The organism is Paraburkholderia lebeckiae, from assembly GCF_050436225.1.
GTDB lineage: Bacteria > Pseudomonadota > Gammaproteobacteria > Burkholderiales > Burkholderiaceae > Paraburkholderia > Paraburkholderia tuberum.
Genome location: NZ_JBNDLU010000003.1, coordinates 360139 through 373968, shown reverse-complemented (window position 1 = coordinate 373968; position 13830 = coordinate 360139). Strand labels below are relative to the sequence as shown.

The window sequence follows — 13830 nt, the reverse complement described above, 5'->3', positions numbered from 1 at the left end:
CGAGCTTGGCTCATCCGGACCCGCAGTGACCCGCTCCGCGCATCCTGAACCAGGGAAGAACGTTGGGTTGATGCATGAAGCAGCGCCATAGGACGTCGCAAATATTCGTCGCTTTTAAACCGATGCTTTCTACGGGCATCGACTGGCCGGACGTCGCGCGAAATCGCCCCAACTGACGAATGGATCCTTTCACTCAACCATGTGCGCGATGCGCTGACCTTTACGGCGTCGCGCACTGAATCTCCGCGCCGGGACTCGAGCTCGATCCCCATCGAGCCGCTAAAAGATAAAACCGGTGTTGACGAACTTCGAGTGATGATTCGTGACCATCGTATCGAGCAGCGTCTTGTTCAGGTCGGTCTCCCTGGCCGCGACCATGGAGCGAATCGAGAACGCGCGCAACGCATCGGTGACCGATAGCGTACCTTCCGCAGAATCCTTGCGGCCGGCAAACGGAAAGACGTCTGGGCCTCGCTGGCACTGGCTATTGAGATTGACGCGGCACACCTGATTGACGAGCGGGTCGACCAGCGAGCCAATTTGGGCAGCGTCGGTGCCGAAAATGCTGACCTGCTGACCGTGGTCCGAAGTGATGACATACTCGAGTGGTGTATCAATGTCATCGAACGGCACGACCGGGATGATCGGTCCGAACTGCTCCTCACGATAGAGCATCATCCCTTCCTTGACGGGGTACACCACGGCCGGATAGAAAAGAGTTTTGCAGAACACGCCACCACCTTCGTTCACGACCGCCGCGCCTTTCGCTTTCGCATCGTCAATTGCCTGGGTCATGTAGGCCGTGCGATGCATGCCCGGCAGCGGTGTAATGGACACACCCTGTTCCCACGGCATGCCCACCTTGAGATTTTTGAGCGCTGCATTAAAGCGTTCAAGAAACGTATCGACGATCGAGCGGTGCACCATCAACATCTTGAGCGCAGTGCACCGTTGACCATTGAACGACAGCGTTCCGAGCAGACATTCCTTCACGGCGAGGTCTATGTCGGCGTCAGCCAACACAATGGCGGCGTTTTTGGCGTCAAGACCGAGAACGGCGCGTAGCCGATGCGACTTTGGGTGCTGTTTTTTCAGGTGGTCTGCAACCTTGCTTGAGCCGATCAGAGCAAGCACGTCGATCTTTCCTGAGGCGAGCATGTGTGGCACCACCACCGCACCCGGTGCATAAATCGTGTTGACGACGCCTTTCGGGAAAGCAGAGCGGAAAGCCTCGAGCAGTGGAAAGAACAGCAGCGTGCCATATTGGGGCGGCTTGAACACGACGGTGTTGCCCATCAGCAATGCGGGAATGAGCGTCGCGAACGTTTCGTTCAGCGGATAGTTGTAAGGCCCCATGCACAGTACGACGCCCAGCGGGGTGCGGCGAATCTGGCCGATGGTGCCCTCGGCGATGACAAAGCGCGAGTTGTTATTGTCTAGCTCCTTGAGCGCCGAGATAGTGTCTTGCATATAGCTGATGGTGCGGTCGAACTCCTTCTGCGAATCGGCAAGGCTCTTGCCGATTTCCCACATGATCAGATTCACAATCTCATGGCGCCTGGCCGCCATGAGACGAATGAAGTCTTGCATGCAGCCGATGCGCTGCGCGACTGTCATCGTTGGCCACTCACCGCGGCCGTGATCGTAGGCTCGCACGGCCGCGTTCAGTGCGGCATCGCTCTCGGCCTCGCCCATGACCGGATAACTGCCAATTACGACCTGTTCAGCGTCGCCGGAGGCTTGTCGCACGCAAACTGGGGACTGCACGTTCTTGCAGGCGCCATCCCATGCCTTCAGTTCTCCATCGACGAGCGAGACGCGCTGATGAATCGGCGCCGCGAGGCGGGCGGAATCGGGAATATCGTCGGTGACTGGAAACAACTGCCAGAGGTTCTCGAAGTCAATATTTGCCACGTTTCGCTCCTATGTTCGTGCAGTACGCGGTGGTCCGCCAGGTGTTGGGCATTGCTCGAACGCAATCAATGCGATCGTGCCTACCCGCTGGTGACGTAACGGTATCTGTCGGACCGATCATTGGGTCGTGCGCAAGCGACTGTGCCGGTGTTGGGTGACTGTGCTTCGCGACGGGCGCAAGACACAGAGAGAAGCATAGCTAATGGCAGAGAACAGAGTTGAAGACGAACCGTGTTCAACGCCTGATGAACGGTGAAGTCGGTTCCGACAGTGCTATCACGCGGCGCGGCACTGCCGAGCTTGCGGGCGAGCTTAGTCAGCAGTTGCGGAAATGTCCTCGTAACCGGATTCGATTAGATTCGTCATCGTGGTCTGCAGGTCGACCAACGGCGTAGCGGTCACTGCGGTCGCTACCCCGTCGGATTTCGGAAGCAGTCCGGCGAATGCCGCGATCCCCGTCCCGCATGCTGTTAGGAGTATGGTGGCAGCAAGCACGGCTGCACTGCCGCGCAGCGCTTGCTTGGGAGCGAAGTCCGCAAAACATTGCATCATGGCTATCTCCGTTGACGCGGTTTCTGTATGCAAAGGCCGTGCCGACGGAGGGGGCTGTCAGGCAAGCGTGCCGCTAACCGGCTGCGTAGGCGTCGAGTGCGCGCGTGACAGTGGCGACGCGGACTCGGTGGTGGGACTCACCCTACACCTTGACCGGGCTGCGACGGTCCGAAACCAACATTCGCTGCAGAGAATTGGGCCCGCATTTTCCTGAACATTGCCCGGCAAGCGTTCAGGGATTGCCCTGTGCCAATCGCTTGAACGACCCTATGTGCGAGGCAGCGAGGAGCCCGGCGATAGTTCACTTGTTGCGAAGTCCACGTGACACTTCTGCGGCGTGCGCACCGATATACTGTTTCCTCCTACCGAACAGCTGTACTAACATCGAGTAACGGTTCGAGCACTGACGACCGGGCGGGGCCGGGGAGGCAAGTGTGCTTTCCCCTTGGAGGGCCAGGATGAAAGAAAACTCATCTCGTGAAATCGTCGAACTGCTGACAAAAGTGGTCGGGCGCAGCGCCACGCATGTACCTAGGGGGCAGACCCGGCGCAGTGCCTCAAGAGCGATCGACCGGCTTGAAGAGATCAAACGGAACGCCGCGTTTGCTCGCCAATACGAATCAGCACCGGAACCGCTACGCGAATTGGTAATGAGGCGGGCCGTAGAAGTCCACGACCTGGCGATTGCACGAGATTACGCGAGCGCCCTCAATGCCCTCAGTGGGGTAGTCGATTTCCTCTATCAACATCTTGTAGACGACTCCGGCTCAGCAACGCCTCCGAGCAAACTGGCAAGCATCGATTTGAATGCCGTTCACCGGGCTCTTCAATTCGGAGGTCTTCCGGGACAGTCGCAGCAGGACCCAGATGACGACAACTCACCGCCAGTGCGTCGCTGAACTTGCCAAGGGATAATCTCCGATGCTTTCGGGCCTATCGAAATTGCTGGACAAAGCATTTATCCTCGGCTTCTTTTTGCCGGCCCTGCTTGGCTTTACAGGCTTTCTCGCGGCAAACGCCGATATCCCGGCATTTTGCGATTTGCTACACAAAGCGACCTCGGACAGCGACAAGGTTGGAAGCTTGTTCTCTTTCCTCCTAATCGTATGGGTCCTATCGCTGATCCTGTTGGTATTGAACAACTGGTTTTATCAGGTCCTCGAAGGATACAAATGGCCATTCAATCGCGAGGCCTGGAAGCGCGATGAGCGAAATCGCCGCAATCGTCAGCTGGACCTCATAGAACGCCTCCGTACGGAACTCGCTACAGAGAACAGTACAATCGAGCGGCTTAAAGCCTCAAAGGAATCGTTGGAATACCGAAAGGCTGAATCGAACCGGGCCACCGTAAGGGCGAGGCTGTACCGCAACCAGGAGCGGAACGCCCGTGATTTCCCCCGGTATGAAAATCTCGTTCTTCCTACGGCCTTTGGGAACACGTTGCGTGCATTCGAGGGTTACTCGAGCGAAGTCTATAAGGTTGACAGCATATTCGTATGGCCGCGTCTTCTTGCAGTCATCCCAAAGGACTATCAGGCAATCATTGCGGATTCGAGAGCTCCAGTTGACTTTCTGGTCGGACTCGTCGTTCTGGGTTCCTTCACGTCCATCTTTACCTTTGTGCGAGCGATTGACATCTGGCTTGCGGACGGACTGGCCGGTAATTACCTGTTGGCGGATCTTTTTCTGAACGCTGCGATTGCGGCCGCCATTGCGGCAATTGCGTATCGGCTTGCGATTCTAGCGGCAAGAAGCTGGGGCGACGTTGTCAAATCAGCGTTTGACCTTTATCTGCCGGCACTCGCTGAGAAGTTAGGTTTTGTTCTCCCGACGTCCCATGCCGCACAGCGGGAGTTCTGGGCGGCATGGAGCACGCAGTTCCGCTTCCATGCACCGGCAAATACCGCATGGTGGACACGTATCAAGCCGGTGACGCCAGCAGCAATGACGAAGGCAGATTGGGAGGCAACAGACTCGGCAGGCGAAAGCGACGAGCCGCGCGGAGGTTGACCGTCGAATCCGCGATTCGTGTCCAGCAGAGCTTTTGTTTGCGGACTGACAGCGACAGCGACCAGAGGCAATTGCGCTGCGTCTTATCCGACCTGGAGTTACGTGCATCATGACGCCACAGTTCGATACCGATTTACGGACCAGACTGGTCAGGGTATATCGTCACGTGCAGGGGGTAGGTTACCGGCAGGCTTGCATCAACGAGGCCACGGCTCGAGGCATCACGGGTTGGGTGCGCAACCGGATGGACGGTTCGGTCGAGGCTGTGTTGCAAGGACACGCTGAAGAACTCGAGCGAATCTGCCATTGGCTGGTTGACGGTGCCCATGCCGGTCTGGTGGACCGTCTGGAAGTCCAGGAACTATCGCCACCAGTAGCCAGGTTCGATGAATTCAAGCTCGCCGCGACGGTCTAGTTGAGTTGAGTCAACCCGCTCGCCTAAGGCTTGAGTGCGGAAGCCAGAACGCAGCTCATCGGAAGCCGCAGGTCCCCAGTATCGCTGCGATACACCTCCGCGTCGTGTGCGACGGCCCGTTCAATAGACGCTAGCGCGGCCGGCGTCTGCGCGTGTAGCAACGCGGAAACCCGCACGCCACCACGCAGGAGTGCATGAAAAGGTGTAGTGGGAGCATGAAGCACGAGCGTGAGGTCCAACTCCCGCACCTCCGGTTGGACGAACCCGGCATCGAGCAACATGCGCTTCGATTCCTCCCAATCGCTGAATCGGAAGAAGGGTGGTCCCGGCGGGACGGGTACGTCGGTCGTCCCGTGCTCCTCGATCGCCTTCAACACCATGCCGAAGCCAACCGCCTTGTTCGGTGTCGCCCATACCGTGAAGGCGATTCTGCCGTCAGGTTGCAGTACACGAAACGCCTCCGCGAGTGCGCGCTCGGGGTGCGCAAAGTGCAACACTCCGAAGCTGATCCCCACTGCCGAGAAGCTTGCGTCGTGAAACGGCAAATCCTCCGCGTCGCCGACGCGGAACTCAAGTGCCGGAAAGACGCGTCTCGCCTTGTCGACCATCGCGACCGAGAAATCCACGCCGGTGACATCCGCGCCGCTGCGCGCGGCGGCGGCCGCGAGGTAGCCCGGGCCGCAGGCGACGTCGAGAAAACGGGCTCCCCGCCGAATGCAGAGGGTCTCGAGCATGGCCTGGTTCGACTGGGCGGTAAAATCACCAAAATACTCATGATAGGCCTGCGCGACCCGCTCCCAACCTTCGTGCTCGAAGGTACTGAAGTCGAGTTGTCCCATGCTTACCCCCACCGGTTTTACACGTTGGCAACCTTTAGCGCATGCCTATGTTCCTCGTAATCCGTATGTCTGGCTATCGGGGAAACAATCCAGGCCGGCGACACAGAAACCGAACGAATGTGTGGTGCGACGCACAACCATCGTCGTCTAAAGCCGCCAGACTTTCGCGCGCGTCGGCGCTGGCTGACGCACCCCCGCGAACCAATACGCCTGCTTTCTCTCTGGCGCTTCGCATTTCAGCGCCAGGTCGCGAATCGCCTCACTTGCGTTAGACTGGCTCGAGCAACCGGGAGGAGACCTGGATGATACGCAAGACGCTTAATGCCTCGCAGCTTCAGCAGGAGGTCAGTCGGCGAATCCAACGACTGCAGGAAATCGTCGAGGATGGCGTGAAGATTCGCGTGCCGCGGCCGCAATTGCAAGAGGCTGACAGGACAGGCTGCAACTGGAACATGACCCACTTCGGTAACGCGATCGGCTTCGAGCGCGACATCGAGGGCGTACTCAAGGCCATGCGTGCGGAATACAACCTCAGTACCGAAGTGAAGGACACCGGCAACCCGTTCGGGGACTAGTCGCGAAAGTTACAACCAGCGCGGGTCGCGCGTGAACGTCACCGTCAGCCAGCGGTCCGGGCCCGATTCGCCGATTGCGTGCGAGATCCTCTCGCGGATCTGATCGAGCTGGCGGACGCCGGCGTGCTCCATCGCCTCGGGCAGCACGATATGCCCCTCGACGAACAGGCCGCGGCCGACGCGCGTCGCATAGTGCGAGTGCTTGACGAAGCCGCGAGTTGTTGCATCAGGTCAAGCAGCTCGCGCTCCAGATCCGGCGGCGCGATCAGCAACACTTCCTTGACCGCGCCGATCACGGTTCCGACCGGCATCGGCATCGGAATCAGGACGAGCGTCAGTAGTGCGAGCACGCCGGGGTCGATGTACGGTGTCAGGTGGCCGTGCCCGATTCGTTCGAGCAGCCATGCAATCGAAAACGCCAGCAACAGCGCCGCGCTGACGGACGCCGACATCAGCCAGCCCTTGATGTCGACCCCTATCAGTTCGGAGTCGATCGCCCGATTCACGCGCCGTTCCCCTGTTGGATTTCCGGGTTTACACGATCGCGCTGCGCAAGATGCCCGAGTTTCTCGACGTGTTTGACAGGCTCGCCATGCCAATTCTGCTCGAGACGCTTGGACATCCGCTCGGCAGAGTAAGCCGGTGCCGCGGCCGAAGCGGGCTCCATCGAGGGGCCCGCGTGCTTCATGAATAGAGGAGCCGGCTCAGGTCTGGTTGCCCCACAGATCGTCAATCGCGCGGATTGCTAGCAAGTATCCGTTTGCGCCAGCCCCGCAAATTACCGCCGTAGCCGCCACCGAAATCGTCGAGTGACGATATTCCTCCGAGCGTCGGTGGATGTTGGTGATATGCAATTCCACTACTGGTCGGCGGATGAGCTTGACTGCGTCGAGCACCGGAATCCGACCGAATGAAAAGCCGGCTGGATTGATGATTAGCGCGGCGTCCTGCAAGAACGCTTCCTGGATCCAGTCGATCAACTCGCTTTCGCTGTTCGTTTGTCGGAATACGCAGTCGAACTCGAGGGCGTCGGCCAGCGCGAGGCAGTTCTGTTCGATATCCTTCAGCGTAGTGCTGCCATAAAGATGAGGCTCCCGCGCGCCCAGCATGTTCAGGTTGGAGCCATTGAGGATGTAGAGTTTGCGAGTCATGGTGTCAGTGTGTAGAAGAGCGTTCCAGGGCCGTGTCTTTGGTTTCCCGCGATATTGCGATCATCAGGAAGGAGATCAGGTTCAGCGAGCCGCAGACTGCTACGATGGCCCAAGGGGAACCGTTAAAGGCATTGAGCAGCGCCACGGCGACGATGGGCATCGGGCCGCCGGTGAGCAGGTTGGCTCCCGAGTACGACAGTGCGGACCCCGTGTAGCGCGCCTCGGTCGGAAATGACTCGGCGAACCACACCGGCTGGATGCCGCTCTGGAACTGTGTGAAGCCGAGGAAGGCGCCCATCACGGCCATCGTCATGGCGATCGAGTTCTGGTTGAGAATCGGAAAGTAGATCAGGCAGCAGATCAGCGTGCAGAACGAGCCGATCATCAGCGCACGTTTGCGTCCGATCCGATCGCTCAGATAACCGCCCGCCAGCGCTCCCGCGATGGCACAGACATTCGCAACCATCAGCAGCATGAAACCGGTCTGCTTTGGTACGCCGAGGTGTTTCGTCAGATAGCTGAGCGAGAAAACCACGATCAGATAAAACAGTGCGGCCGGGCCACAGAAGAACAGCGTCAGGCGAAGCGCGGTGCGCCAGTGATATTTGAAAACGGTGCCTAGCGGATTGGCAGCGCGTGTGGGAGCGGCAGTCCTCTTGAGCGCCTCGAAGGCGGGTGTCTCGCTAACCTTCCTGCGGATGTAGATGCCCAGCAGCACCAGCACAAAGCTTGCGAGGAACGGGACTCGCCATCCCCAGGAGTCGAAGTCGTCCGATGAAAGCACCGCGGCCAGTGTAAAGAGCGAGAAGTTGGCGAGAATCTGGCTGAGTGGCGAGCAGATGCCAAGCAGGCCCGAATACAAACCGCGTCGGTTAGCAGACGCATGCTCGACCGCCATCAGTTGCGCGCCCGTCGACTCGCCGCCAAGCGCGAATCCCTGGATGATGCGAAGTGTCACCAGCAACGTCGGCGCGAGGATGCCAACCTGCTGGTAAGTGGGCAACAGCCCCATCAGGAACGATGAAGCTCCCATTACCGACACGGTGATAAGCATCAGTTTGCGGCGTCCCCAACGGTCCCCGAGCATCCCGCAGATCACCGCGCCTAGCGGGCGTGCGGCCAGCCCTGCCCAGAAACTGGCCAACGACGCGAGCAGCGAGGCGGTCGGGTCCAGCGATGGGAAAAACAGCTTTGGAAGGATCGTGGCCGCAACCACACCATACAGCGCAAAGTCGAACCATTCGAGCGCCGTTCCGACGGTTGCGCCTGCCACCGCCCGACGCGCCATCAAGTGAGCCTGCGCGGACTGTTGTTCCGCGGCAAGGCCTGAATCAGCAAAAAATGACATGTTGTCTCCTGAATTCCTCATATGTCGAACCGTTCGTATCTGGCGACGAACAAGTGCTATTGTTTGCGCTCAGAAAGCGAGCTGTTCCGCACCGGAACTGCATTGCACATAATGAAAATCACGCGAAATGTCGCTCAAAAACGGCCTGAGAATTCTTGATTTCCTGGCGACGCAAGCCGAAGGCGCGGGTCTTCTGGCGATTGCCGACGCTTTGTCCCTGCCCCGCAGCACGTGCCACCGCGTGCTCGCCGAACTCATCGAAGGCGGCTATGTCAGGCAACTGGTCGATCACAGCCGCTACATTCTGACAATGCGTATGACGTCGAACGGGCTGGAATTCCTGAGCCTGACGGGCATCGCGGATATCGCCCAGCCGATCATCGAACGCGTCGCTGCGCAGACAGGTGAACTGGCGCGGCTGTCGTTGGTGGACGGCGAAGCAATCATCTGGGTGGGGAAGGCGGACGGACAGCGCATCGGCTTTCGCTACGATCCTGACATGGGCCAGGCAGCACGACTTTCATGCACGTCGACCGGACACGCATGGCTGATGACAATGACTGACGAACAGGCGGCGGCGCTGGTTTTGAAGCAGGGTTTTGGACAGCCCAATGAGTTTGGACCCAATGCGCCGACGACGCTCAAGGCGCTGCTGGGCTTCCTGCACGCTGCGCGCGTGCGTGGCTACGCGATGATCGACGAGGTGTTTGCCCCGCGCATGTCAGCGGTGGCGGTGCCCGTGGTGAGCGGCTCGCGTTGCGTCGGCGTCATCAGTTTGGCCGGTCCGCGGGTGCGGCTGACGACCGAGAAGATTCACGAGTACTCGATGCTGCTGCGCGAGGCGGCGAATGAACTGGCCCAACTGAGCAATATGGCGGGATTCCCGAGTCGGCCGCCGCTCGGCAAGGGATGACGAGACACAACTGTAAAGCCATCCGACCAGCGAACTTCGTCCGCTTCGCGCCGAACTGCGGTTTCCGATACGTTGGCGCAGATGACCGAACGTCTTCCTGTCGGATGCGCAACTAACGGTCGGGCGCCATGCCGCCATCACACTCGGGCTTCGCCCCAAGACCCGCTGACAAAGGCGGCCACGACGACTTGCGGTCGCTGCGTTATGTCTGGTTGGCACCGGGGTAACCACTCGAGTCCATCGGCGATCGTGCGCACGAGCGCCCATTCGCCCTCGCTGAACGCGTGTGATGTATCCAGCACGCTGGCGCCGCTGGATTCCCGCACCTTGACGCCGGCAAACGGATTGGCGAGCACATAGCGCTGCTCGATCAGCCAGCGGAGCGGCGCGCCCAGAATCGACAGCGCATGCGCGACCGAGCGCGCCGACAGGCTACCGTTGAACGGCCGCCAGTCATGTCTCTGCGTGCGCTTCTCCGCCTGCATTGGCACGCATTACACAGCAGGAAAATTTCGCACCTTATACCCGCTTTCCCTGTCAAAAGATAAGGCCGCCCAAACCGCCGTTCAGGGCGCCGGGCACGTCCGCGCCAACCGGCACGGGTTGTGCACGTGATCTCCTGCACGGATTCGAGATCTGAAGAACAAGGAGGGCGGTCATGACCACGACTGCCAGTTTTCACATCGGATATACGCGATATCTCGGTCCCGAAAGCGAGCCCGTGCAGCCATTGCCGGCCTTTGCGCAGGAACCTGAGGCGCTGATTTCCCTCTATCGCGCGATGGTGCTGACCCGCGCATTCGATACCAAAGCAGTTGCGCTGCAGCGCACTGGCAAACTCGGCACGTTCGCATCGTCGGTGGGGCAGGAGGCGATCGGTGTGGGCGTCGCGAGCGCGATGCAAGCCGATGACGTGCTGTTCCCTTCGTATCGCGATCATGCGGCGCAATTGCTGCGCGGCGTCACGATGACGGAAAGCCTGCTGTATTGGGGCGGTGACGAACGCGGCAGCGACTTCAGCGTGCCGCGACTCGACTTTCCGAATTGCGTCCCCATTGGCACGCAGGTGTGCCATGCCGCCGGTGCGGCCTACGCGTTCAAGCTGCGCGGCGAGCCGCGCGTCGCCGTGACGATCTTCGGCGATGGCGGCACGTCGCGGGGCGACTTCTACGAAGCGATGAACATGGCGGGCGTCTGGCAGGCGCCGCTCGTGCTCGTCGTCAACAACAACCAGTGGGCGATCTCGGTGCCGCGCAGCACGCAGAGCGCGGCGCAGACGCTCGCGCAGAAGGCAATCGCGGCGGGCATCGACGGCTTGCAGGTCGACGGCAACGATGTCATTGCCGTGCATCAGGTGATGCATGCGGCGCTCGCGAAAGCGCGGCGAGGCGACGGCCCGACGCTGATCGAAGCGCTCAGCTATCGACTCGGCGATCACACCACCGCCGACGATGCAACGCGCTATCGCGACTCGGATGAGATTCAGAAGCAATGGGACTACGAGCCGCTGCTGCGTTTGCGCAAGTATCTGATGCGGATCAACGTCTGGGACAAGGCGCAGGACGAGCAACTCGGCCGCGCGTGTCACGCGCAGGTCGAAGCAGCCGTCGAAGCGTATCTCGCCGTGCCGCCGCCGGATACATCCGCGATGTTCGATCACTTGTACGAGACCCTGCCGCATGCAATGCGTGAGCAACTGAAAAGCGCGCAGCGATTCGCGCCGATAGCGGGCAATGGTCGGCATGGTCGGAACGGAGGCAACGACCATGGCTGATCTGAACATGATCGATGCGCTCAATCTGGCGCTCGCATACGAACTCGAACACGATCCCGCCGTGGTGCTGCTCGGCGAGGACATCGGCGTGAATGGCGGCGTGTTTCGCGCGACGGTCGGCCTGCAGGCGCGCTTCGGTGCGCAACGCGTGCTCGATACGCCACTCGCCGAAACAGCGATCGCGGGCACCGCAATCGGCATGGCGGCGATGGGACTGAAGCCCGTCGCCGAGATCCAGTTCAGCGGGTTTATGTATCCGACGATCGATCACGTGCTCAATCATGCGTCGCGTTTGCGGCATCGGACGCGCGGACGCCTCACCTGTCCGCTCGTGATCCGAGCGCCGTGCGGCGCAGGCATCCATGCACCCGAGCATCACTCCGAAAACCCCGAAGCCCTGTTCGCGCACATTCCCGGCTTGCGCGTTGTCACGCCTTCGTCGCCGGCGCGCGCGTACGGGTTGTTGCTGGCCGCGATTCGCGATCCCGATCCGGTGATCTTCTTCGAGCCGACGCGCCTCTATCGGCTGTTCAGGCAGACAGTGGAAGACAACGGCGAAGGGCTGCCGCTCGACACCTGCTTTACGCTGCGCGACGGCTCCGATGTGACGCTGGTGTGCTGGGGCGGTGCCGTGCAGGACGCACAAGGCGCCGCCGATCTGCTCGCGCAGGAAGGCGTGATGGTCGAAGTGATCGACGTCGCGACGCTCAAGCCGATCGACATGAACACGATCCTGGCGTCGGTGGCGAAGACGGGCCGCTGCGTGATCGTGCATGAGGGCTCGCGCACTGGCGGCATCGGCGCAGAGATCGCCGCCAACATCGCCGAGCGCGGACTTTATTCGCTGCTCGCGCCTGTGCAGCGCGTAACCGGCTACGACGTCGTGGTGCCCCTATACCGGCTCGAGAATCAATACATGCCAGGTGCCTCGCGCATCGTCGCCGCGGTGAGGCAAGCTATGGAGGCGTCATAAAGCCATGAAAATCTTCAAACTGCCCGACCTGGGCGAAGGCTTGCAGGAAGCGGAGATCGTCGAATGGCATGTGAACGATGGCGATGAAGTGCGCACGGATCAACCGTTGCTGTCGGTCGAAACGGCGAAGGCGATCGTCGATATTCCGTCGCCGCAATCCGGCCGCATCACGAAGCTGTTCGGACGGACGGGCGATATCGTGCATCTGGGCGCGCCGCTTGTCGCGTTCGAAGGCGAGGGCGACGATGCAGACGCGGGCACTGTCGTCGGCCATATGGAAGTTGGCCAGCATATCGTGCAGGAAGCGCCTGCGTCGCTTGGCACGGGCGGCGGCGGCGTCGGCGCGGGCGGCGGTGTGATCAAGGCGATTCCGGCGGCGCGCGCGCTTGCGCGCAAGCTGGATGTCGATCTCTCGATGGTGACGCCGTCCGGCCCGGAAGGCGTCATCACGGCGGCTGACGTGCAGCGCGTCGCGAAGATACTTGGCGAAGTCGGCCCGCCCGAAGTGCTGCGCGGCGTGCGGCGTGCGATGGCGCACAACATGGCGCGCGCGCAAAGCGAAGTGGCCGCCGCGACCGTGATCGACGATGCCGACATTCACGCGTGGCCGCCGCACACCGACGTGACGATCCGTCTGATTCGCGCGCTGGTCGCGGGCTGCCGCGCTGAGCCGGCACTGAACGCATGGTTCGACGGACATACGGGGCGGCGCCACGTACTGGAGAAGATCGATCTCGGCATTGCCGTCGATCTATCCGATGGGCTTTTCGTGCCGGTGCTGCGCGACGTCGCGCATCGCGATGCGGCGGATCTGCGCGGTGGTCTCGACCGGATGCGCGCCGATATCCGCGCGCGCAAGATTCCGCCGGAAGAAATGCGCGGCAACACGATCACGCTGTCGAACTTCGGGATGATTTCGGGGAAGTACGCAGCGCCCATCGTCGTGCCGCCGACCGTCGCGATCCTCGGCGCGGGGCGCATCCATGAACAGGTAGTCGCGGCAGACGGCGTACCTGCCGTGCACCGGATCTTGCCGCTCAGCCTGACGTTCGATCACCGCGTCGTGACAGGCGGCGAAGCGGCGCGCTTCCTGGCGGCGACGATCGCGGATCTGCAGAACGCGTGGTAGCCGCCAGTCCCATCAATGCATGAGTCCTGGCAGCGACACGCGCGCAACATGCATCGCCCTTGCGATGGGCAGCAGTCAACGGTCGTCGCGCCAATATGGGTCGAATTTCTCCGCATTCACGATTGCAGAAGACCACCTGGCGTGTGCTCAGCGTGATTCGCCAGCATCGCATCGATAAGAGCGCGAGCCTCGCGGTCGATGCACATGAGTCACCGGCGACGTGTTGTTTTCGTGTCC

Annotated in this window: 14 protein-coding genes and 2 pseudogenes; 9 read left to right on the top strand and 7 right to left on the bottom strand. The window is 60.8% G+C overall.

Annotated elements, in window-relative coordinates; all coding sequences use genetic code 11:
• Positions 1-279: 279 nt before the first annotated feature.
• On the bottom strand, positions 280-1914 hold the full coding sequence (locus OKW45_RS36515) for an NADP-dependent glyceraldehyde-3-phosphate dehydrogenase (protein ID WP_429473651.1): 1635 nt from the start codon (positions 1912-1914) through the stop codon (positions 280-282).
• Between the two features lie 312 nt (positions 1915-2226).
• Positions 2227-2466, bottom strand: coding sequence for a hypothetical protein (locus OKW45_RS36510; protein WP_018422634.1), 240 nt, complete (start codon positions 2464-2466; stop codon positions 2227-2229).
• A 458-nt stretch (positions 2467-2924) separates the two neighbouring features.
• Between OKW45_RS36510 and OKW45_RS36505 the strand changes: the two genes are divergently transcribed.
• The 3 genes from OKW45_RS36505 (at position 2925) to OKW45_RS36495 (ending at position 4891) form a co-directional block, all read left to right on the top strand.
• Entirely contained in the window at positions 2925-3365 is a 441-nt protein-coding gene (locus tag OKW45_RS36505; protein ID WP_429473650.1) for a hypothetical protein, read from the top strand.
• 22 nt (positions 3366-3387) lie between these two features.
• Positions 3388-4476 carry a hypothetical protein gene (locus OKW45_RS36500; RefSeq protein WP_429473649.1) on the top strand — a complete coding sequence of 363 codons (1089 nt, stop codon included), beginning with the start codon at positions 3388-3390 and terminating at the stop codon, positions 4474-4476.
• Between the two features lie 109 nt (positions 4477-4585).
• The gene (locus OKW45_RS36495; protein ID WP_429473648.1) at positions 4586-4891 is read left to right on the top strand and encodes an acylphosphatase; all 306 of its coding nucleotides are present in this window, start codon (positions 4586-4588) and stop codon (positions 4889-4891) included.
• Between the two features lie 23 nt (positions 4892-4914).
• Here the strand turns inward: OKW45_RS36495 and OKW45_RS36490 are convergent, their stop codons facing one another.
• Positions 4915-5730 (bottom strand): class I SAM-dependent methyltransferase, encoded by an 816-nt coding sequence (locus OKW45_RS36490; protein ID WP_429473647.1) that lies wholly within the window; start codon positions 5728-5730, stop codon positions 4915-4917.
• Between the two features lie 302 nt (positions 5731-6032).
• Between OKW45_RS36490 and OKW45_RS36485 the strand changes: the two genes are divergently transcribed.
• Positions 6033-6305 (top strand): hypothetical protein, encoded by a 273-nt coding sequence (locus OKW45_RS36485; protein ID WP_429473646.1) that lies wholly within the window; start codon positions 6033-6035, stop codon positions 6303-6305.
• Between the two features lie 44 nt (positions 6306-6349).
• Here OKW45_RS36485 and OKW45_RS36480 read toward each other — a convergent pair whose 3' ends face one another.
• Entirely contained in the window at positions 6350-6811 is a 462-nt protein-coding gene (locus OKW45_RS36480) for a hypothetical protein (RefSeq protein WP_429473645.1), read from the bottom strand.
• Positions 6812-6822: 11 nt separating this feature from the next.
• Between OKW45_RS36480 and OKW45_RS36475 the strand changes: the two are divergent.
• Positions 6823-6936 (top strand): annotated as a pseudogene (locus tag OKW45_RS36475) (NIPSNAP family protein); the annotation flags it as partial.
• Positions 6937-7009: 73 nt separating this feature from the next.
• Here OKW45_RS36475 and OKW45_RS36470 read toward each other — a convergent pair.
• Both OKW45_RS36470 and OKW45_RS36465 read right to left on the bottom strand, forming a co-directional pair.
• A complete protein-coding gene (locus OKW45_RS36470) occupies positions 7010-7456 on the bottom strand; it encodes a type II 3-dehydroquinate dehydratase (protein ID WP_090810774.1) in 447 nt (148 codons plus the stop codon).
• Between the two features lie 4 nt (positions 7457-7460).
• Positions 7461-8804 carry an MFS transporter gene (locus tag OKW45_RS36465; protein WP_429473644.1) on the bottom strand — a complete coding sequence of 448 codons (1344 nt, stop codon included), beginning with the start codon at positions 8802-8804 and terminating at the stop codon, positions 7461-7463.
• Between the two features lie 127 nt (positions 8805-8931).
• Here OKW45_RS36465 and OKW45_RS36460 point away from each other — a divergent pair, with 127 nt between their 5' ends.
• On the top strand, positions 8932-9717 hold the full coding sequence (locus OKW45_RS36460; protein ID WP_018422624.1) for an IclR family transcriptional regulator: 786 nt from the start codon (positions 8932-8934) through the stop codon (positions 9715-9717).
• A 227-nt stretch (positions 9718-9944) separates the two neighbouring features.
• Here OKW45_RS36460 and OKW45_RS36455 read toward each other — a convergent pair.
• Positions 9945-10172: pseudogene (locus OKW45_RS36455) on the bottom strand (integrase); the annotation flags it as partial.
• 203 nt (positions 10173-10375) lie between these two features.
• Here OKW45_RS36455 and pdhA point away from each other — a divergent pair.
• The 3 genes from pdhA to OKW45_RS36440 are packed head-to-tail and all read left to right on the top strand — an operon-like array spanning position 10376 to position 13593.
• Positions 10376-11491 (top strand): pyruvate dehydrogenase (acetyl-transferring) E1 component subunit alpha, encoded by a 1116-nt coding sequence (gene pdhA / locus OKW45_RS36450; protein ID WP_429473643.1) that lies wholly within the window; start codon positions 10376-10378, stop codon positions 11489-11491.
• The gene (locus tag OKW45_RS36445; protein WP_018422621.1) at positions 11484-12464 is read left to right on the top strand and encodes an alpha-ketoacid dehydrogenase subunit beta; all 981 of its coding nucleotides are present in this window, start codon (positions 11484-11486) and stop codon (positions 12462-12464) included. Before pdhA ends, OKW45_RS36445 begins: the two co-directional genes overlap by 8 nt.
• 4 nt (positions 12465-12468) lie before the next feature.
• A complete protein-coding gene (locus OKW45_RS36440; protein ID WP_429473642.1) occupies positions 12469-13593 on the top strand; it encodes a dihydrolipoamide acetyltransferase family protein in 1125 nt (374 codons plus the stop codon).
• The last annotated feature ends 237 nt before the right edge of the window (positions 13594-13830 follow it).